An 18,004-nucleotide genomic window follows, 5' to 3' on the forward strand; every position below is an offset into this window, starting at 1 on the left:
GACGACATTCAGGACTGGGATACCGCACCCCAGCCGGATACGCTGCCGTCTGCACACATCAATGACCGGCTCTCACAGTTCGTGGACCGATCACCGGGTCCCGTCACAGGGGCTGGTCCAGGGGGTAATCCAGGGTCTGCCAAGCGGATAAACAGTGCGCCATCTGTGGGTTTCTGTCCCGCTCCGTCCCCTCCGTCCGCAAGTTGCCGGTTTGTAGACCACCCTCGCTCTGCGTACCTGGACCGAGGGTGGTCTACAAACCGGGGACGGAGCGGGACAGAAAAGGGTCGAGGACTGGCACATGATTTGGGGAGGAGTGGCGGCGGCCGCCGGCGCGGGACGGGATGCTGCGGTTGGTGTGCTCGCCTTGGAAGGTACTGCCGCACGAGCTTCGCTCGCTTGCCACTGGCCGTGCCTCACTTAGGGCCCCTACCGGTGAAACTTGCTCGCCGGTAGTCCTGTGGCGCGAGTGGGTTTGTGTGGCAAGCCTTCCCGCAAGGGAGGGCGCGGCAGCTCGATTCGGGCGATGCCTCACATGCTGTACCCGGGGTCACGGGTGGGGTGGTGGTCGTGGATCGGGGTGTTCCATCTCTCGTGCTGGCGGTGGGTGGCCTCACGCTGCTGGTGGAGTTGTTGTTCGGCGCGTTGCTGGGCGATTTCCTCGTGGGAGGGCAGAGGGTGGTCTTGGGCGTGGATCTCGTTGCGGGCTTGGTTTTCCCGCTGCTGCTGGTCGGGTGGGAGGTCGGCGCGGCGCTGTTGTTCGTCGATGGGGGCTCGAGCCCAGGCGTGTTGCTGGGCGCGGTGTGTCTCGTCTCGGTCGCGGTCGTGTTGGCCGGCGGCGATCTCGCGTTCGGCCTCGGTGAGGGCGTTGTGTCGTTCGGCGGCGTGGGCGGTGCGGATGTCGGCGGCTTGGGCATCGCGGCGCTGGTGTTCTGCGAGCAGCTGCTCACGGCGTTCCAAGGCACGGGTGAGCCGGTCGGGCTCGTGATTCCACGGGTTGGCGTACTGCAGCTGTTGGTGTCGTCTGGTGGCCTCTCTGGCGAGGTCACCGTCGCGCAGCGCTCGTAGTTCCTGGCCGCGCAGTTCGGTGATCGTGTCGACGAATTCGGGGTCGCGGTCGCGGTCGAGGTGTTCGGCCATGCGCCAGCGCAGCGCAGCCGCGGGCTGTTCGGGGTGTGGGGTCCACTTTCGAGAAAAGTCACGTTAAGCGGTTTCGCTATGACTGAGCAGCGCCGGGGCGTGCTCCGGCCCGGCGTGGTGGCAGTGCGAGGCGGAAGATCTTCAGCCACACCGATCCGATCTGTCTGCTCAGTGGGCCGGTGTTGTAGGGCAGCCCGTATTTCTCGCACAACTCCCGCACCTGTGGTGCGATTTCCGAATAGCGGTTGGCCGGTAGATCGGGGAACAGGTGGTGTTCGATCTGATGTGACAGGTTGCCGGACATGATGTGGAACAGCTTGCCGCCGGTGATGTTCGACGAGCCGAGCATCTGGCGCACGTACCACTGGCCGCGGGTTTCGTTTTCGGTTTCTTCCTGGGTGAAGGTTTGCACGCTGGAGGGGAAGTGTCCGCAGAAGATGATCGAGTGGGCCCAGATGTTGCGGACCAGGTTGGCGGTGGTGTTCCCGGCCAGGGTGGACAGCAACAGTGGGCCGCTGAGCAGTGGGAAGACGACGTAGTCTTTGAGGATCTGTTTACGGGCTTTGCGCCACTGGTCTTGGAGTAGTCGTTTGATGTCGGTCCATGTGCGTTTGCCCTGGAGGATGTTGTCGAACTCCAGGTCGTGCAGCATCACGCTCCACTCGAACAGCAGCATCACCACGACGGCGTACAGCGGGTTGCCCAGATAGTACGGATTCCACTTCTGGTCCTCATCGATGCGCAGCACACCGTAGCCGAGGTCGCGGTCGCGGCCGCGGATGTTGGTGTAGGTGTGGTGCACGTAGTTGTGCGAGTGCTTCCACTGATCCGCGGGACAGACGTTGTCCCATTCGAACACACGGGAATTCAGGCCCGGTTCACGCATCCAGTCCCACTGGCCGTGCATGACGTTGTGACCGATCTCCATATTGTCCAAGATCTTGGACACACTCAGGGCGACGATGGCCGCCAGCCAGAACGGTGGCAGGAAGCCGAGGTACATCAGGCTGCGGCCGGTGATCTCGAGACCGCGCTGTGCGGTGATGACCGAATAGATGTAGTCGCGATCGCGCTCGCCCAGGTCGGCGGTGATGCGGTCGCGCAACTCGTCCAGCGCACGGCCGAGTTCTGCCACCTGCTCGGCAGACAGCACGATCGGTCCGTTCTTCGTTTCGGTCAGCATGACCATGGGGCACTCCTTTCTCAGATTGCGACATCCACGTCGCCGACAGGAGCATTGATGCAGAGCTGGATGGACTGGTCCGGATCGCTGTCGAGCCCACCGGTGCGAATATTGCGGGTACAGCCCGAGTGCCGGACCGCCGTGCAGGACAAGCAGATCCCCATGCGGCAGCCGTATGCCGGCGTGAGTCCGGCGGATTCGGCCTGCTCGAGCAGGGTGGCGCCGGTGTTCTCGGCGGTGACGCCGCTGCCGGAAAAGGTCACCGCCCCCTCGGCATCCGCCGAGTCCGTGGGGGCGGCGGTCACGGTGAATTCCTCGGTATGCAGGCGGTCGTCGAGCTGTTCGGCTTCGTAGACGGCGCGCACCTCCGCCATCAGCGGCGGCGGGCCACACAGGTAGGTCTGTGCGTCGGCGAACCACGGTGCCACCCGTTGCAGCTCGTCGTAGCCGAAACGGCTGACACCGGCCACCGTGGCCGCGCAGGTCCACGGCGCTGCGGGGCCGGACGCTGCCCGCTGTTCGACGGCATGCTGCGTGTAGCGCAGTGCGATACGGAAGTTGGCGTGCCGGCGCGCGAGCGCGTCGAGCTCGCCCCGATGCGGCACCACCTGCGGCGAGCGCGCATAGTGCAAGAACACCACCTCACCGGCATGGTTCTCGTCGGCCAGCGTGCGCAGCATGGACAGCACGGGGGTGATGCCGCTGCCACCGCTGATCAGCAGAACACGGTCCGGGCGCGGATCGGGCAGATGGAACACCCCCGCTGCCGGGGCGAGGTCGACCACCATTCCAGGCGTCGCATGGTGATAAAGATATCGTGACACGAGCCCGTTCGGATGAGCCTTGACAGTGAGCTCGATATGCCGGCCACTACGCGCCTGCGAATTCACCGGCGAATAGCAGCGGGTGTGTTTGACACCATTGATAACCACACCGAGCTGCACGAACTGACCGGCCAGATGCCCGCGCCACTGCCGTGTCGGGCGCAGGGCGAGAGTCACCGAGCCGGGAACCGAGCGGTGCACGGCTGTGATTTCGGCGCGCAGATCGCGCAGCGTGAAGGTCGGGCGCACCAGCTCCAGGTACCGGTCGAGCGGATGCGGCGCTGTGAGGGTCTGCACCACATCGATGAGTCCCACCATGCGATCTATTCTCCATATTTTTGATTTTTGCTCAGCAAGTTGCGAGCAAATGCAGACCAACTGCGTCTACATGGTAGTTCTACACTGTTTTGCACGCTGCGGAGCAGGCATGAGGGGTCCAGTTGGCCGGAAACTGGCGCTAGTGAATGATGACCGAAACACGTTGCTGTGAAGGTTGATTCGCCGGATTGGCGGGTGCGGCCGAGCGTGTAGTGGTTGCATGTCGGGTTGTGCGTGATGAGGGCCTCGCCGGGTACGGCCAGTTCGGTGTGCTGTCGAGAGTCGAGCTGGAGCGCTTCTTCTACCTCGATGACGAGGACCGCAAGCTGATCCAGGCCCGGCGGCGGGATTCGAATCGCCTTGGATTTGCCCTTCAGCTCGTGACTGTCCGGTACCTGAGGATGTTCCTGCCGGATCCGCTCGACGTTCCGGGCGAGCTGGTCGACTACCTGGTTGAGCAGCTGGAGAGGGCCGATCCGTCGTGTGTGAAGTCCTATGCCGACCGTGAGAAGACCGGGTTCGAACATGCGTGGTAGATCCAGCGTAGGGAGGGGCTGGTCTCGTTCGCCTCGGCACACCGCCGTTGCCGGTCCCTGAACCGCTGGCGGGATTGCTGCTGGAACTCGTCGGCAACCGGCAGAACATGACCACCGTCAACCCGGACAGCCAGTGGCTGTTCCCTGGCCGTCGCGCCGGTCAACCGGTGCACTTCAGCACCCTGCTCGGGCACCTGCGCGACGATCTCGGCATCCCGGCCCAAGCTACGAAATCGGCGACCCTTCGCCAACTTGTCCTCCAGGCACCCGCGCCCGTCGTCGCCGACGCCCTCGGCTTCTCGTCCAGCCACATGAACCGGATCTGGGTCGAGGCCGGCGGAAGCTAGACGATCTACTCCACCCGAGACATCAACAGGAAGCGTCAGGAATGATCTGGGAATACAGATCACCCGAATACGAGTCCATGCCAGTAGGCCCGCCCTGAGACTGGGGTCAGCCGCTGTAGTCGCCGGTCCATTCCTCAAGGGCGGACAGCGGCCAGTACAGGCGATACAGGATGCGGTGCGGCGCGGGGAACGGTGCCTTCTTCGGACCGCCGCGGGCCAGCCATCCGGTGATCGTGCGCGACGGGATACCGGTGATCGCCTCGGCGCCGGCGATATCGACCCACACGTCACCGCCGGGCAGTTCCGGCAGGCCGAGCAGACACCCGGCCGGAGGCGTGCGGCCTTCCGTACGGGCTTGGCGCAGCTGCGCGGCCTGGGCGGCGAGGGCGATATCTTCGACCGGCCGGGTACGGCTCGAGTCACGGGGCATGGACGACGCTTCCTGTCGCGGCTTCCCGGGATCGGCGTCGCGAGTGTAGTACAGGTTTAAAACTGTGGTCATGCGATGTCCAGGGCGAGTTGACGGGCCTCATATCGAGTGGAGTCAAGCAGTCGCGATCGCCACTCCAGCGCGAAGCGAGCGCAGTTGGCTTCGCTGACGTGGGTCGATGAGCAGCCGGACACCCGCCGACCTCGATACGACCACACATCGAATCGGCAGATCGAAGCTCCGGTGCATACATCCTGGCTCCGGTCGCCCTGACCCCGAAGCCATGCAGCGCCAGCCTGAGGCCCGCGAGGACGCCGACCAGGGCGGCGATTTCGGTGGTGGCCTACGCCGGCACACGCTGCCCAGCCCCACCGTGAGGTAGGTGTGTCAACGGAACGCCAAGTTTTCACGTTCCGCCGACATAGGTGGTCAGGTCGATCCCGGCCGCGGCGTAGCGGTCGACGTAGCGTAGGTGCGGGAAGTTCTCGACGGTATGGCGCTGGTGGTCGTCGACACCGAGGCCGGTCTTGGCCAGCATTGCGGGCTCGACCATCCATTCACTGCCCGACAGTGGTGTCGGAACTCTACCTCGCCGCGCTCGCTCCCTATGACGGCGTCGACGCGCGGCAGGTACTCGCCGAACGGCTGGACCGCGTTGCCGCACAGCCGAATGCGCAAAAGGGCTCAGCGCATCGGCCGCGCAAAACTCGGCCGATCAGCTCCAGTGCACTAGAGGTTCGATCCTCGGGAGGACGGAAACCGGCGTGCGAGGTTCAGCGCGGTGCGCAGTCCGCGCCGAGGGAATTCGCCGACACCGATCGCAGGGTGTGCGCCGAACTTGCGTTCGGAGGCGGTTTCTGGTGCGTCGTCGGAGGTCGCGGTCAGGAAGCTGTCCGGTAGGGCCAACTTGTGAATGGTGCGCAGGGTCAACAGGTACTGCCGGATCAGCGGTCCGGTGGTGTAGGGCAGGTCGTATTTGTCACATAACGCGCGTACGCGCCGGGCGATCTCGGCGTACCGGTTGCTGGGCAGGTCGGGAAACAGATGGTGTTCGATCTGATGGCACAGATTTCCGCTCAGGAATGCCAGCACCGGCCCGGCCTGGAAATTCGCGGTCCCGAGCATCTGCCGCAGATACCACTCGGCCTTGGTTTCGTGCTGCACGGCGGCGGGGGTGAATTTCTCTGCGCCGTCAGGGAAATGACCGCAGAATATCACCATATACGCCCAGAGATTGCGCAGCGTATTGGCCGCGACGTTCGCGGCGAGTATGCGACGCCAGTGCCGCCGGCTCAGCGCCGGAAAGAGCACATAGTCCTTGCCGATCTGCCGCGCGATCTTCCCGATCAGTGCTCTGGTCTGGGCGGTCTTCTCCGCCGGGGTGGCCGCGCGGTCGCGCTCGGAGTACAGATCGTGCAGGGCGATCCCCCACTCGAAAGTCGCCGCCAGAAACAGGTTCTGCAGCGGCTGCAACAGCAGCCGTGGTCCCCACCGCTGGTCGCGGGTCATCCGCATCACGCCGAACCCGATGTCGTCGTCCATGCCGAGGACATTGGTGTACACATGATGGCGATAGTTGTGCGAATAGCGCCACTGGGACGACAGACCCGCCATGTCCCATTCCCAAGTGCTGGAATGAATTTCCGGGTCGTTCATCCAATCCCATTGACCGTGGCACACATTGTGGCCGATTTCCATGTTCTCGATGCTCTTTGCCGCCGCCAGCGCCGTCGTCCCCAGCAACCAGCCGCGTTTCCTTCGAGTGCAGGCGATCACCAGCCGGGCCGTGACCTCCAGTATTCGTTGGAACGCGATCGTCCGACGGATATAGGCGGCATCCCGGGCGCCGCGCCGATCCTGGATGTCACGGCGAATCGCATCGAGTTCCCGCCCCAGCTCTTCGACATCCATATCGCTCAAGTGCGCGTAGACGGCTACCTGTGTGATTGCCATTCGTTATGTCCTCGAATCTCCTGAGTGCTTGCCGCGGACAGGACCGACTACTCACAGGCGGCCGAGGGCGAGTTCAGCGTTTGAAGGCCTGCCTCAGCTTCTCCGCGGCTCGTTCGATGGGCCCGCCGGGACGCCTGCCGCCGATGTCGGTCCGGCGGCGGCTGTCTTCGTCGGGTTTGGCGAGCAGCGTCTGCAACCTCACCCGCCCGGCCCGGGCCCGGCGCGCGATCTTGTTCTTGTTCTTGATCGTCATCGGCATGTTCCAGTCTTCCGGTTGCGCAGTTCGGCCATGAACTTCTCGCATCGGCCAACCAGCTGTTGCGCGAACCGGTTGCACCCAGCTCAGGGTACCTACGATGTCTGCCTACAGTGTAGACTTACAACGGTAACAAAGACAGCGTCCGACCGAGAGGAGACGCTGATTCGATGAGCCGAATCAAGGCCGAACCAATCGGTTCCACAGACATTTCAGCAGGTCGCGCCGACCGCGGGAACACCACGAACACCCCACTGACCCGGTCCGCGATGCTGGCGGCCGCGCTCGAGATCATCGATCGCGAGAGTATCGAGCACCTGTCGATGCGGCACCTCGGCCAGGCGATCGGCCGCGACCCGATGGTGCTGTACCGGCACGCGGCCAACAAAGCCGCACTCCTCGACGGTGTCGCCGAGATCGTGCTCGAACAACTGACGGTCGACCCCACCGACCCCGACTGGCGCCGTCAACTGCGCATCATCGCCCGCGACTTCCGCCGGCTGGCCGTAGCCCACCCGAACGTGGTTCCCCTGCTGGTCACCCACCCGCTGTCCACCCCGCTCGGACTGCGGCCACTCAGCTCCCTGCGGCAACTGGAGCAGACCCTGGCGCTGCTCGTCCGAGCCGACTTCAGCAGGACCGACGCCCTGCACATCTACCGCGCGCTGTTCGGATTCCTCTATGGCCACGTCCTCAACGAACTCCAGGAAATCGTCGAACGCCCTGAAGAGACCACCGACCTGCTGCGGCTCGGCCTGCACCGCCTACCGATCGGCGAGTTTCCCTTGCTTCGCGGTCTCGCCTCGGATCTGGCCACCTACGACGGCGCAGCCGAACTCGAACGCGGCCTGGACATCCTGATCACCGGTCTCACCGAGACCTTGACCCCGGCCGCCGCGCGACCGAGATAGGAGCGTCGGCCATGACGCTACAACTGAGCAAAACCACCCCGAGGCGGCAGACACCATCCGTCCACCGACTGCGGTTCCAATTCGACACAGCGGGCACCGTCGGGGTGTGGCGGCCGTACGGCAACGACCTCGTGGCCGAGCTGCCAGAGCTGCTCGCGGTACTCGGGGGCCGGCTCGGCCCGATCCATCGAGTGATCTACCACCTCGACGAATGGACCATCACACCCCGCAAACTCGCCAACGCTGGGCGACAGGTCCGGCTTGACGGCTACCGGCACAAGCCCGCGCACACCATCGATGTCCTCGGGGTCAGCGGCGACAGGCTCACCGTGCGAATCGATCTTCCGTCCACCGACGATGCCGAAACGATTGCCGCACAGCGATGCTGGGATTCCGAAGGCGGTTCCCTCGACGCAGGCTGAGCCACACGTCATCACCCGGGACCCGGCAGCGTGGCGCTGAGACCGGTGAGCAGGATGTCCAGACCGCGTTCGAGTTCGGCCGCGCCGTCGTAGGCGGCCAAGACCGGTGCCAGTTCGCGCAACAACGGGAACTGCCCTATCGGCAGGCGGTGCAGCCCGAGCCGCAGCACATCGTCGGTCTCTTCAGGGCGTTCGACGATTTCCTGGAGTTCGTTGAGGACGTGGCCGTAGAGGAATCCGAACAGCGCACGGTAGATGTGCAGCGCGTCGGTACCGGAAAACCCGGCACGAGTGAGCAGCTGGAGGATGTCTTCCAGGGGACGGACCACCGCATAGGGACGCAGCCCCAATGGTGTGGCCAGTGGACGGGTTACCAGCAGCGGCACCACCCGCGGATGGGCCAGAGCCAGTCGGCGGAAATCGCGGGCGACCGCCCGCAATTGCGCCGCCCAGTCCGGGTCGGTGGCATCGACCGCCAGCTGTGCGAACACGATCTCGGCCACACCATCGAGCACCGCCGCCTTGTTCAGCACATGCCGGTAGATCACCATCGGGTCCCGCCCCACCGCCTCGGCCAGCCGCCGCATCGACAACCCGTCGACCCCATCGCGATCGATGATCTCGAGCGCCGCGGCCAGCACGGCCGCCCTGGTGACCGGACCGCTGCCCCCGCCGGTTCTCGCGCGAACCGGCCGCCGGTTCGGAACTTCGGCCATCTCGGATGCCTCCATCGTCCTCGCAATCTCCGATAAAGTTACGAGTGTAGACCTACAACGTTGACACAACGAGGGAAACGGCGTGTACTGGACATACACGGCGACTATCCGGTATGCGCGTCGCCGATCCGGACCGAATCAGGTATCCGCTCATGCTTGGGCACCAACGGCCACTTGAACCGCGGGTCACGCCGCCCCCGCATGGTCATACGCGCGGCCCCGGCGACCACCCCCGCCATGGCGCGACCATGCGCGAACAACGCCTCGAGAGGACTCGAAATGCGATTCCACAGAAACAACAGCACCACCATGGCGCCCGAACAGATCCGCCCGCAGTACGCCCGCCATCGCGTTCCGCCCGACTACACACCCCGCTTGAGGTTGAAGCCGAAAGCCGACCGCGGCGGATACCTCGACGGCGCGTGGTGGCCGCGATCCCGCGAACTCACCACCGAACTGCCAGACCTCCTCGCCGTCCTGACCGTCCGACTCGGCCCCATCTGGCGAGTCGTCTACGACCCCGCATGCTGGTCGGACACGCCCCGGCAGACGACCGTCAAAGGTCACACCGTCCGGCTCGACCCCTACCCCTTCGAACTGTGGAACACGATGTACGTCTTCGGCCGCGACCGCGACTTGATCGTGCTCCGCGTAATCCCATCGTCCACCGCCGACGACACCGCGCACACGGCCCTGATGGCCGCCGTAACCCCCGCATCGGCAACCCTCAGACCCCGATGAGCAGAGGAACAGACATGTAGGTCCCCACGACTTTTCGGTACCGCTCTTGCCTTCTCTCGCTGGCCTCCGTCATCTGCTCGGAAAGGTAGATCGCGAACTCACGCTGATGCTGCGGACCTGCTTCCTCGACTGCCCGCCTCAAGAGTTCATCGAGCTGCTAGTCGATCACGCGGTCCTCCACCGACCGCCGCTGCGTGCGTTCGAACACTTTCGGAACATCCTCGGGGCGAGCCCGGCGTAGCGCGGTGGTAGCCACAATGATGACTGCCCCCGCGAAGACGAGCACTGGCAACTGCATCCAGAACACTGTCCAGACGCTGCCGCTGACAACCGCAGCCGCCATGAGATCGACCGGCATAGAACCTCCAGAAACGACAAAAAGCCCCCGGTGAACCACCGCGGGCCTGACTAATGAGACGAAAAAAGCCCCGACCACCAGGTAGGAGCTTTGGTACGGGCACAACTATGGTGTGCAGCCGCGAATAGCTTAGCGTCACAACATGATTGCGTCAACCGGCCATCTTTCCTGGTAGCGCAGGCGATAAGGCTGATGGTGATGGACCATCCATACCGAATTTCGTGACGCGGTCGCATTCACGACTTTTTGAGGAGATAGGCGATCTGTGAGCACTCCCAACTTCCATGGCCGTCTGAGTTCGGCTGCTGGCGGCGCCCGCACGCGTCGAACAGGTTGACCCTCATGCGGGTCGCGGCGTAACTGGCGAGGGCCAGGTAGCGGCGAGTGGTCCGGTCGGACCACCACCTGCGTTCTCTGTCTGCCGCCGGTATGGGTGCCTTCGGAGTTCTGGGCCTAGTCAGGTTCGTTTACACGACCCGTGAAAACGCTGCGAGCTGCTTTCGTGGAAGCAGTGTGGATGTGGCGGAGCGCTGCCAGAGTCCGAGGGTCGAGTGACCAGATGACCCCGCCCCCAATTGTTGCCGTCACCCCCAGCGCGGTGAACCACGTTGGATTGTGGCCTTCATAGACGGTACTTGAACCGTCACGGGTAAGGGACCGGCTTCGGTTTCAGACCAGCGCCGGTCGGCGTGGCGTGTGTTGAGCGTAATAGGCGGCTTCGTACTCGGCCGGGGTCAGGTAGTCCAGGCGGGAATGGAGGCGGGCGTTGTTGTACCAGTCGGCCCATTCCATGAGCGCGAATTCGACCTCGGGGAGAGTCTTGAACGGGCCGTGCCGGTTGACGACCTCGGTTTTGAACAGGCCGATGATTGATTCGGCGAGGGCGTTGTCGTATGCGTCCCCGACCGAACCTACCGATGCTGACAAGCCGTGCAGGGCAAGCGATTCGGTGAATCTCACGGAAACGTACTGACTGCCCGCGTCGGTGTGAAAGATAAGGCCGGGCTCGACCGGGTGCCCGTAATGGCCGCGCCGCCACACGGCCATGTTGAGCGCTCGTGTCACCAGCGTGGTCGTCTTGGTGGCCGCGGCGGTCCAGCCCACGATCGCGCGGGAGTAGGCGTCGAACACGAACGCCACATATGCCCATCCGGCCCAGGTCGAGACGTAGGTGAAATCCGCGACCCACACAAGGTTCGGGGCTGCGGCGGTGAAGTCACAGTTGAGCCTGTCACCGGCGCGGACACCGTCCTTGGCCGGGATCGTGGTGCGATGTCGGCGGCCGCGCACGACACCGTTGAGCCCAAGCTCGCCCATGATCCGGTCGACGGTGCAGAACGCCACGTTGTGGCCTTGGCGGCGTAGGTAGCGGGTCATCTTGCGGCGCCGTCCGGCCGGGCGGTGTGTGAAGCGTTCACCGCGGCGATGCGCCGATACGGTGTGCCGTCTGAGGTGTTGACCGATAACGGCGCGCAGTTCACCGGCCGCCGGATCAAGCCGCAACCGGTGGAGGTGTTGTTCGAGCGGATCTGCCGTGAGAACGGCATCACCCAGCGCCGCACCAAACCGCGATCACCGACTACGACGGGCAAGATCGAACGGTTCCACAAGACGCTGCGGGAAGAGTTCCTCGATCACGTCGCACCGTTCGAGTCGATGGCGGCTGCCCAAGAGGCGGTCGACGGCTGGATTGCAGGCTATAACCATCAGCGCCCTCACCAGGCACTCGACATGGGGACACCGGCAACCCTGTTCCGCCCGAACGGCCCCACTCGCCTCGATGTCGTGGACCACCCCAACTCGGTCATGAGCGCTGACGAGCCGTCTCCGACTAGTGCGCTTCTGATCGATGTGATCGAACCGGCTGCGGTGCCCGCGGGCGAGGGTGCAGTGGAACTCGACGTGCGTGTGCCGGCCAGTGGTGAGATCAACCTCGCCAACGGTCGGCAAAAGGTGAGTTTGCGCGCCTACGTAGGGCGCGTGGTGACCGTTTGGGCCAACCCACGCAGCCTCCACATCAGCCTCGACGGGCACCTGATCCGCACCGTCGCGTCGCGGCTGCTGCCTGAGCATCTGCAACTACTCCGAATGCGCGGCGGCCACCCAGCCGGTCCTGAGCCAGGCAAACCGGCACTGCGAAAGGCGAACGGCACCATCGTCATCCCCGCTGGAGAAGCGATCGAGATCGACCGTGTCGTCAACCGTGACGGCGGCGTCGGTATCGGCGGGCACCACCATGTCGTCGGCTTCGCCTGGACCGGACGCACCGTCACACTGCGCTTGGACGGACACCTCATGCACGCCATCACCGACAACGCCCTCATCGGCACCTGGCCATGCCCGATCGCCCGCGACCAACTCGGCCGCCTCCGAGGCGCCCGAACACCCACCACCTCGCTGCCACCAGCGCCGTTACCGGCCGGATCCCTCCGAGCCCAGCGCCGCGTTCACGAATCCGGCCGAATCCTCGTCGCCGGCCAACGCATCAAACTCGGACCCCGCCACCGCGGCAAACTCGTCACCATCATCATCGAAGACACCCACCTGCGGATCCTGCACGGCGAGGAAGAGATCGCCGTCCGCCCTCGCAACAGCACCAAACCCATCACCCGCTTCTACGTCACCGGCAAGGGAGCGACCACAACCAGCGGTCAAGCATCAGATGATGACGTTCGGTCAAGCAACTCCTGAGCCCCTACAGCGACATCGAGAGCCAGACGCACGGCCTTCTCACGAACCTCGGGCGGGTAACGCTTCGACATGATGGAGGCCATCTTCCTCTAGGAAGAATCGGCCCCCAACCCGTGACGGTTCAGTGTGTCTCCGGGCCGTAGTACGTGCCAGCCCATCCGGCGGGTGACCGTTTTACTGCGAGCGCGGACCTGGGGTTCGGTCAGCGCTACCGACATGAGCCTTGCCATGGTTCACTCCTTCTCATTGATCTACCTGGGTCTGTTCTGCGTCTTGGGCGAGGTAGCGGTAGAGGGTGGCCCGCGACACCCCGAACGCCTCGGCGACCTGCTCCACCGGCTGGTCCTCGCGTAGCGCGGCACGGGCCATAGCAAGCTGGGCGGGGCTGAGTTTGCGTGGCCGGCCAGGCTGCTTGCCCTGGGCGACGGCGACCTCACGGGCGTGGGCGGCGCGCTCGCGCATGAACACTCGCTCCATGTGCGCGAACAACGCCAACATCGCCACGGAGATCTCCGCCATGCCCGAGGTATCGGTGGTGTCGATCGGCAACGGATCCCGCAACGTCTTCACCCCGACACCGCGTTCGGTCAGATCGTGGATGACGTTGAGACACTCACGCAGGTTGCGGCCGAGCCGATCCAGGTTGGTCGCCACGATGGTGTCACCAGGCCGGGCGTAGCGCAGCAGCGCCTTGAACTGGGGCCGGTCGACAGTGGCACCGGTCTTTTTGTCGGCGTAGATCTGCTCGTCGGGGATTCCGTGCTCGGCGAGCGCGACGAGCTGGCGCTCGAGGTCCTGGTGGGTAGTGGAGACGCGGGCGTAGCCGAGGTCCATCAGCTCACCAGCGCCTGCCCGAACAGGAGTTCTTCCTTGTGTCGGGTTGATGTCAGTCGTCGGGCAGTGCTGATAGGTCCGTGGCGTCCCTGCACCAGCACTGTGTTGTGAGCGCTGCGGGTGTGCACGACCCAGATATCGGCAACGTCGAATTCTGCGAGTGTCCACCGACTCGGCCCGTGGGATCCGGGGGCGATCCAAAGTCCGGCACCGTATCCGGCCAAAGAGTCGAGTGCGTGCAGCGCCGACGCGGGCCGAGAAGCGGTCGAGACGAACCCGACGATCGACACCGTCGACCGCGGCGGCGCCTCACCCGGATCAGCCGTCCAGGCCTCCCAGATGGCGAGGGTGGAGCGGTCGAGTTCTGGCCACTGTCGTTTGTCGACGCGCTCGGCCCAGACGGCTGAGTCGACGTCGATGACCGGATACACGGTGTAGTCGCTGACTTGGGTTTGCGGCAGCACTCTCCCGCGCCACCCGGCTGCCCGGATTGCGGTGTGTACATGTTCGGTGACTGCGAATGCGTTGCGCGCCATCTCTGTTGTTCCCCTCTCGCTCAATGTATCATAATTCTACCTCGTTACACCTTTTTGCGACGTAATTTCGAGATAAGAATATGAGACTTGTTGAAGTGGGGTTACCTTCCTGCGCTGAAGGTCTCGCCGAGGCGTCTCGAAACCTTGACCTGCTCATACGCTGGCCTGAATCGTCACATGACGCTGATTACTGTCAGTGACGGTGCGCTGGTCACGGGCCCTCCGCGACCGGTCGACTGCTGATCGGTCGAAACGATCTCAATCACGGGATATCAAGGCCCCCGGTATATTTCGTGGGTGAATAAGGTGCAAATTCCACGAGAGAAGTTCTTACAGACCCCCGGGCTGGAGGACTGGCGCAGCGAACATGCAGCGGTGTGTGTGTGCTTCCGCACCAGCTCGCTCGCCGCCAGTGCCGAACTGGTACAGGCGATCGCTGCGCTACCCGGCACCGATGACGATGGACTCGATATCGACATCCGAGGTGACGCCGTCTACGTCCGGATCGTCACGATCACCGACGAATACACCGGGGTGACCGACCAAGACGTCGAGTTGGCTCTGGCGATCTCGGCTGTGGGGCAGCGGCTGAAAGTCACGACCGAGCCGTCGGCAGTGCAGGCCGTCAAGGTCAGCTTCCTCATAAACTACGACAAGGGACAACGCCGCGAGCTAGTGGACTTCTGGCGTGCGGTTCTCGGCTATCAGGAACGCGTCGGCAGGCCCGACGAGGAGTGCGGCGGCGCCTTCGAACTGGTCGACCCGCGGCGGAGGGGAGCCCCGCTGAGCTTCGAATACGTCAGCAAGCAAATCGACAGTTGGGAAGGCCAGACCGTATACGACCGGCCCTCCCACTTCCATGTACAGATGTCGCGCGAACTGGTTCACGCGCGTCTCGATGCTGCGAGGGAATTCGGCGGCCGCGACGAGGACGAGCACTACGAAACGATCAAGCTCAGGGATCCCGGCGACACCCTGCACTTTGTCAACTTCACAGAAGTTCACGATCCTCATCGCAGGTAGAGCCCAGGTCCTCGCTACGCCATGCGGGGTTCCCCCTCCGCTTCGGGATCGGGGGATCAGCGAGCAGGTCGAGCGCTGACCGGGCTCCGGGTGCCGTCGGTGAGTTCGGGCAGGTACTTGTAGAGCGTGGTCCTGGAGACGTCGAGCAGCCGCGCGATCGAGGACACCGACTCATCAGGCCGGGTGAGCAGCGCGCGGGCCTGGCGGACCTGTTCGGCGGTCATCGCCGGTGGCCGGCCGAGGCGCTGGCCGCGAGCACGGGCAGCCGCCAGGCCTTCATGAGTGCCTTCGACGATCAGTTCGCGAATGAACTCGGCCAGGGCCGCGAACACGTGGAACACCAGCCGGCCGCCCGGGGTGGTGGTGTCGAGTGCCTCGTGCAGCGACCGGAACCCGATTCCGCGCCGCCGCAGGTCGGCCACGATCGAGATCAGGTCCTGCAGGCTGCGGCCGAGCCGATCCAGCGAGGCGACCACGAGGGTGTCGCCGGCGCGCATGTAATCCAGGCACGCCGACAGCTGCTCACGCTCGACGTCTTTTCCGGACTTCTTGTCGGAGAACACCTTCCTGCACCCGGCGGCCTTCAACGCGCGGGTCTGCCGATCCAGGTTCTGGTCCCGCGTCGATACCCTGGCATACCCGATCAGAGCGCCTCCCCCGCCGATCGGATCCAGGGCATCGCCATCGAGGGAAAGCGGTTCGAGCGCATCGGTGTCCGGCACCCGACAATCGTACATAAAAGGATAACTCGGCGTTGTTGAACAGTCAGACTTTACGACACGTTTTTTGAACAGTTGCGGATTTCGGTCGACCTGGACGTTTCCGCGCCGGAGCCCGCTTCGGGCCGAGTGTTCAAGAAACGATCGATTTCCTACACCCTGGTATCCGTTCGTATGGCAGCGGAATCGTCCCGGCGGTCGGTGTTTGTTGCCAGCCAGGGTTCGCTGTGGACCCCCGAACAGATCCGCGGCAACCTCACCCAGCGCATCACCGAGGCCGAGTAGCGAGGCTGGGTGGGCGAAGCCGAAGGTCTGCGTGTCAGCCTCACCGCGGTCACCGAAAAACTGGCCCAGCTCAACGAACGAAACCGCCGCGCCGCCACCGTCTTCCTCAACAGACCCGGTCGGCGCCCGGCCGCCGCGGCGGGATACTCCTCACCGGCAAGCGTTCACCGGTCGATCAGCTCATCCCTGTCAATCCCCTCATCACACGGCAAACTACACCCACCGTCATTGGCTATCAGTCAGTTACGCTTTATATCAGGCGAAAGGTTCTTACCGAAACCTAGTTCCGATCGCGAATCCAGGGGCAGTATTCGGTCGTGAATTCAGACATCAATAGGTGGAGTGAGATTTTGTGATCTCGAATTTCGACACCGTTGTGGTGGCAGGTCCTCGCTCAGACCTCGCGCCGATGACCGAGCAGGTGGACAGGACGATGGACCACACTTTGCACATGCTGCGCTCGGCAGAGGGTTTAGCGCGCCCACATCGGCGTATCCCGCGTGCGCCTGACCGCCCCACCGTCGACCTGCACGGTACGACACGCCAATCCGGCACCGACGCAGGTGATATCAGTTTTTCGTGACCGGGATCGGGGATCACCCAGCCCAACCGGCATCAGGATTCGTGAACAAAAGCCAGGCACCCGAGCCAACAGCGACGCCATTCGAAGCCGGGCGGAAAGATCATTCCTGGTGTCCAGTTTTCCAATAGCTAACGGCTGAAACCGAAAACGGACAAAACCGGACGAAAACGGACTGAGGATGCATTGCCTAAGTGCCGTCACTGGACGGTTACTGGTATTAGCGGCATAACAACAACCAAGTCGGGTCTGCTGCGTGAGAACCCTTTTCACGTTTTTCTGAATAGAAGGTAAGAAAATGGCACCTGTCATCACATCGCTGAATCCGTCTTTCGGTCCTCCAGCGGGTCTCAACTCTGTAATCATCAACGGCTCCGGATTCGCCAATGTCGGTCCTTTGACTGTCCGGTTCGGCACGAACGCAACGACATTCGCCATCAACTCTGATACCCAGATCACGGCCATCGCCCCGCCTGGCACCGGCACGGTGAACGTCACCGTACAGGCACTGCTGGACGGCACGAGCAACCCGATGCCCTACACCTATGGTGGTGGGCTTCCTACCTTGAGCGGCATCAATCCGGCTTCGGGGTCGGCGGCCGGTGGGACGACGGTCGTGCTGACCGGGACGAACTTGACCGGCGCCACCGTGGTGAGTTTCGGTGGGACACCGGCAACCTCGTTCACGGTCAACTCGCCGACGCAGATCACGGCAGTGGCGCCTGCCCATTCCGCTGGGACGGTGTCGGTCACCGTCACCACCGCGGTGGGCACCAGTAACGGTGTGGCGTTCACCTATATCGCGGTGCCCACCCTCATCAGTGTCACTCCGAGCTCAGGGCCGCCGAGCGGTGGGACAGTGGTTGTGCTCACCGGCACAGGACTGACTGGCGCCACCGCGGTGAGTTTCGGTGGGACACCGGCGACCTTGTTCACCGTGAACTCCGACACCCAGATCACCGTGCTCACCCCAGCCCATGCGGCTGGGACAGTGGCCGTCACCGTCACCACCCCCGGCGGGACCAGCAACGGTGTCTTGTTCACCTATATCGCAGTGCCCATCCTTCTCACAGTGGTGCCGAACGTGGGACCGGCGACCGGCGGGGCAGTGGTTGTGCTCACCGGCACAGGACTGACTGGCGCCACCGCGGTGAGTTTCGGTGGGACACCGGCGACCTTGTTCACCGTGAACTCCGACACC

21 protein-coding genes and 1 pseudogene are annotated in these 18,004 nt (G+C 64.0%); 9 read left to right on the top strand and 13 right to left on the bottom strand.

The genetic code is table 11. The features are described 5' to 3' along the window. Positions 1-531 precede the first annotated feature (531 nt). From AB0C34_RS30955 to AB0C34_RS30965, 3 genes are all read right to left on the bottom strand, one after another. Positions 532-1,140, bottom strand: a complete 609-nt coding sequence (locus tag AB0C34_RS30955) for a hypothetical protein (protein WP_357080841.1) — start codon at positions 1,138-1,140, stop codon at positions 532-534. Between the two features lie 76 nt (positions 1,141-1,216). Continuing rightward, a complete protein-coding gene (locus AB0C34_RS30960) occupies positions 1,217-2,329 on the bottom strand; it encodes an acyl-CoA desaturase (RefSeq protein ID WP_357080844.1) in 1,113 nt (370 codons plus the stop codon). A 14-nt stretch (positions 2,330-2,343) separates the two neighbouring features. Beyond that, the gene (locus AB0C34_RS30965) at positions 2,344-3,465 is read right to left on the bottom strand and encodes a ferredoxin reductase (protein ID WP_357080847.1); all 1,122 of its coding nucleotides are present in this window, start codon (positions 3,463-3,465) and stop codon (positions 2,344-2,346) included. A 230-nt stretch (positions 3,466-3,695) separates the two neighbouring features. Between AB0C34_RS30965 and AB0C34_RS30970 the strand changes: the two are divergent. Both AB0C34_RS30970 and AB0C34_RS30975 read left to right on the top strand, forming a co-directional pair. After that, positions 3,696-3,998: pseudogene (locus AB0C34_RS30970) on the top strand (DUF4158 domain-containing protein); the annotation flags it as partial. A 50-nt stretch (positions 3,999-4,048) separates the two neighbouring features. Further along, positions 4,049-4,348 (top strand): hypothetical protein, encoded by a 300-nt coding sequence (locus tag AB0C34_RS30975; protein ID WP_357080850.1) that lies wholly within the window; start codon positions 4,049-4,051, stop codon positions 4,346-4,348. A 106-nt stretch (positions 4,349-4,454) separates the two neighbouring features. Here the strand turns inward: AB0C34_RS30975 and AB0C34_RS30980 are convergent, their stop codons facing one another. The 4 genes from AB0C34_RS30980 to AB0C34_RS30995 all read right to left on the bottom strand — a co-directional run bounded on the left by AB0C34_RS30980 (position 4,455) and on the right by AB0C34_RS30995 (position 6,984). Further along, positions 4,455-4,850 (bottom strand): hypothetical protein, encoded by a 396-nt coding sequence (locus tag AB0C34_RS30980; protein ID WP_357080853.1) that lies wholly within the window; start codon positions 4,848-4,850, stop codon positions 4,455-4,457. 334 nt (positions 4,851-5,184) lie between these two features. Continuing rightward, positions 5,185-5,331 carry a hypothetical protein gene (locus AB0C34_RS30985; RefSeq protein WP_357080856.1) on the bottom strand — a complete coding sequence of 49 codons (147 nt, stop codon included), beginning with the start codon at positions 5,329-5,331 and terminating at the stop codon, positions 5,185-5,187. Positions 5,332-5,507: 176 nt separating this feature from the next. Next, positions 5,508-6,731, bottom strand: a complete 1,224-nt coding sequence (locus AB0C34_RS30990) for a fatty acid desaturase (protein WP_357080859.1) — start codon at positions 6,729-6,731, stop codon at positions 5,508-5,510. A 73-nt stretch (positions 6,732-6,804) separates the two neighbouring features. After that, on the bottom strand, positions 6,805-6,984 hold the full coding sequence (locus tag AB0C34_RS30995) for a hypothetical protein (protein WP_357080862.1): 180 nt from the start codon (positions 6,982-6,984) through the stop codon (positions 6,805-6,807). A gap of 272 nt (positions 6,985-7,256) precedes the next feature. Between AB0C34_RS30995 and AB0C34_RS31000 the strand changes: the two genes are divergently transcribed. Beyond that, positions 7,257-7,898: a TetR/AcrR family transcriptional regulator C-terminal domain-containing protein gene (locus AB0C34_RS31000; RefSeq protein WP_357080907.1), complete on the top strand. Its 642-nt coding sequence runs from the start codon at positions 7,257-7,259 to the stop codon at positions 7,896-7,898. Between the two features lie 11 nt (positions 7,899-7,909). Next, complete coding sequence (locus AB0C34_RS31005) at positions 7,910-8,320, top strand: DUF5994 family protein (protein WP_357080866.1); 411 nt, start codon at positions 7,910-7,912, stop codon at positions 8,318-8,320. 11 nt (positions 8,321-8,331) lie between these two features. On the opposite strand, the gene AB0C34_RS31010 is transcribed toward AB0C34_RS31005, so the two are convergent. Further along, the gene (locus tag AB0C34_RS31010) at positions 8,332-9,036 is read right to left on the bottom strand and encodes a TetR/AcrR family transcriptional regulator C-terminal domain-containing protein (RefSeq protein WP_357080869.1); all 705 of its coding nucleotides are present in this window, start codon (positions 9,034-9,036) and stop codon (positions 8,332-8,334) included. 279 nt (positions 9,037-9,315) lie between these two features. Here AB0C34_RS31010 and AB0C34_RS31015 point away from each other — a divergent pair, with 279 nt between their 5' ends. Next, positions 9,316-9,777 (top strand): DUF5994 family protein, encoded by a 462-nt coding sequence (locus AB0C34_RS31015; protein ID WP_357080872.1) that lies wholly within the window; start codon positions 9,316-9,318, stop codon positions 9,775-9,777. Positions 9,778-9,934: 157 nt separating this feature from the next. On the opposite strand, the gene AB0C34_RS31020 is transcribed toward AB0C34_RS31015, so the two are convergent. Together AB0C34_RS31020 and AB0C34_RS31025 are read right to left on the bottom strand one after the other, a co-directional pair. Further along, positions 9,935-10,135, bottom strand: coding sequence for a hypothetical protein (locus tag AB0C34_RS31020; protein WP_357080875.1), 201 nt, complete (start codon positions 10,133-10,135; stop codon positions 9,935-9,937). Between the two features lie 669 nt (positions 10,136-10,804). Beyond that, positions 10,805-11,512, bottom strand: coding sequence for an IS3 family transposase (locus AB0C34_RS31025; protein ID WP_357080878.1), 708 nt, complete (start codon positions 11,510-11,512; stop codon positions 10,805-10,807). 75 nt (positions 11,513-11,587) lie between these two features. Here AB0C34_RS31025 and AB0C34_RS31030 point away from each other — a divergent pair, with 75 nt between their 5' ends. After that, positions 11,588-12,826, top strand: a complete 1,239-nt coding sequence (locus AB0C34_RS31030) for an integrase core domain-containing protein (RefSeq protein WP_357080881.1) — start codon at positions 11,588-11,590, stop codon at positions 12,824-12,826. A 243-nt stretch (positions 12,827-13,069) separates the two neighbouring features. On the opposite strand, the gene AB0C34_RS31035 is transcribed toward AB0C34_RS31030, so the two are convergent. Together AB0C34_RS31035 and AB0C34_RS31040 are read right to left on the bottom strand one after the other, a co-directional pair. After that, on the bottom strand, positions 13,070-13,660 hold the full coding sequence (locus AB0C34_RS31035) for a recombinase family protein (protein WP_357080884.1): 591 nt from the start codon (positions 13,658-13,660) through the stop codon (positions 13,070-13,072). Further along, positions 13,660-14,196 carry a hypothetical protein gene (locus tag AB0C34_RS31040; protein WP_357080886.1) on the bottom strand — a complete coding sequence of 179 codons (537 nt, stop codon included), beginning with the start codon at positions 14,194-14,196 and terminating at the stop codon, positions 13,660-13,662. Before AB0C34_RS31040 ends, AB0C34_RS31035 begins: the two co-directional genes overlap by 1 nt. A 297-nt stretch (positions 14,197-14,493) precedes the next feature. On the opposite strand from AB0C34_RS31040, the gene AB0C34_RS31045 reads away from it, so the two are divergent. Next, positions 14,494-15,219 (top strand): VOC family protein, encoded by a 726-nt coding sequence (locus AB0C34_RS31045; protein ID WP_357080889.1) that lies wholly within the window; start codon positions 14,494-14,496, stop codon positions 15,217-15,219. A gap of 56 nt (positions 15,220-15,275) precedes the next feature. Here the strand turns inward: AB0C34_RS31045 and AB0C34_RS31050 are convergent, their stop codons facing one another. Next, positions 15,276-15,941: a recombinase family protein gene (locus tag AB0C34_RS31050; RefSeq protein WP_357080892.1), complete on the bottom strand. Its 666-nt coding sequence runs from the start codon at positions 15,939-15,941 to the stop codon at positions 15,276-15,278. A gap of 72 nt (positions 15,942-16,013) precedes the next feature. On the opposite strand from AB0C34_RS31050, the gene AB0C34_RS31055 reads away from it, so the two are divergent. Further along, on the top strand, positions 16,014-16,223 hold the full coding sequence (locus tag AB0C34_RS31055; RefSeq protein WP_357080895.1) for a hypothetical protein: 210 nt from the start codon (positions 16,014-16,016) through the stop codon (positions 16,221-16,223). Between the two features lie 878 nt (positions 16,224-17,101). Next, the coding region (locus AB0C34_RS31060) for an IPT/TIG domain-containing protein (RefSeq protein ID WP_357080898.1) at positions 17,102-18,004 on the top strand (903 nt) is incomplete at its 3' end.

The organism is Nocardia sp. NPDC049220, assembly GCF_040647855.1.
Classification (GTDB): Bacteria; Actinomycetota; Actinomycetes; order Mycobacteriales; family Mycobacteriaceae; genus Nocardia.

What these genes read in the sequence shown, in the direction of transcription:
- AB0C34_RS31000 (WP_357080907.1), top strand. Translation starts at nt 7,257, where the DNA reads ATGCTGGCGGCCGCGCTCGAGATCATCGATCGCGAGAGTATCGAGCAC.
- AB0C34_RS30965 (WP_357080847.1), bottom strand. Translation starts at nt 3,465, where the DNA reads ATGGTGGGACTCATCGATGTGGTGCAGACCCTCACAGCGCCGCATCCG.
- AB0C34_RS30955 (WP_357080841.1), bottom strand. Translation starts at nt 1,140, where the DNA reads ATGGCCGAACACCTCGACCGCGACCGCGACCCCGAATTCGTCGACACG.
- AB0C34_RS30980 (WP_357080853.1), bottom strand. Translation starts at nt 4,850, where the DNA reads ATGACCACAGTTTTAAACCTGTACTACACTCGCGACGCCGATCCCGGG.
- AB0C34_RS31040 (WP_357080886.1), bottom strand. Translation starts at nt 14,196, where the DNA reads ATGGCGCGCAACGCATTCGCAGTCACCGAACATGTACACACCGCAATC.
- AB0C34_RS31025 (WP_357080878.1), bottom strand. Translation starts at nt 11,512, where the DNA reads ATGACCCGCTACCTACGCCGCCAAGGCCACAACGTGGCGTTCTGCACC.
- AB0C34_RS31005 (WP_357080866.1), top strand. Translation starts at nt 7,910, where the DNA reads ATGACGCTACAACTGAGCAAAACCACCCCGAGGCGGCAGACACCATCC.
- AB0C34_RS30995 (WP_357080862.1), bottom strand. Translation starts at nt 6,984, where the DNA reads ATGACGATCAAGAACAAGAACAAGATCGCGCGCCGGGCCCGGGCCGGG.
- AB0C34_RS30960 (WP_357080844.1), bottom strand. Translation starts at nt 2,329, where the DNA reads ATGGTCATGCTGACCGAAACGAAGAACGGACCGATCGTGCTGTCTGCC.
- AB0C34_RS31015 (WP_357080872.1), top strand. Translation starts at nt 9,316, where the DNA reads ATGCGATTCCACAGAAACAACAGCACCACCATGGCGCCCGAACAGATC.
- AB0C34_RS31020 (WP_357080875.1), bottom strand. Translation starts at nt 10,135, where the DNA reads ATGCCGGTCGATCTCATGGCGGCTGCGGTTGTCAGCGGCAGCGTCTGG.
- AB0C34_RS30985 (WP_357080856.1), bottom strand. Translation starts at nt 5,331, where the DNA reads ATGGTCGAGCCCGCAATGCTGGCCAAGACCGGCCTCGGTGTCGACGAC.
- AB0C34_RS31035 (WP_357080884.1), bottom strand. Translation starts at nt 13,660, where the DNA reads ATGGACCTCGGCTACGCCCGCGTCTCCACTACCCACCAGGACCTCGAG.
- AB0C34_RS31010 (WP_357080869.1), bottom strand. Translation starts at nt 9,036, where the DNA reads ATGGCCGAAGTTCCGAACCGGCGGCCGGTTCGCGCGAGAACCGGCGGG.
- AB0C34_RS30990 (WP_357080859.1), bottom strand. Translation starts at nt 6,731, where the DNA reads ATGGCAATCACACAGGTAGCCGTCTACGCGCACTTGAGCGATATGGAT.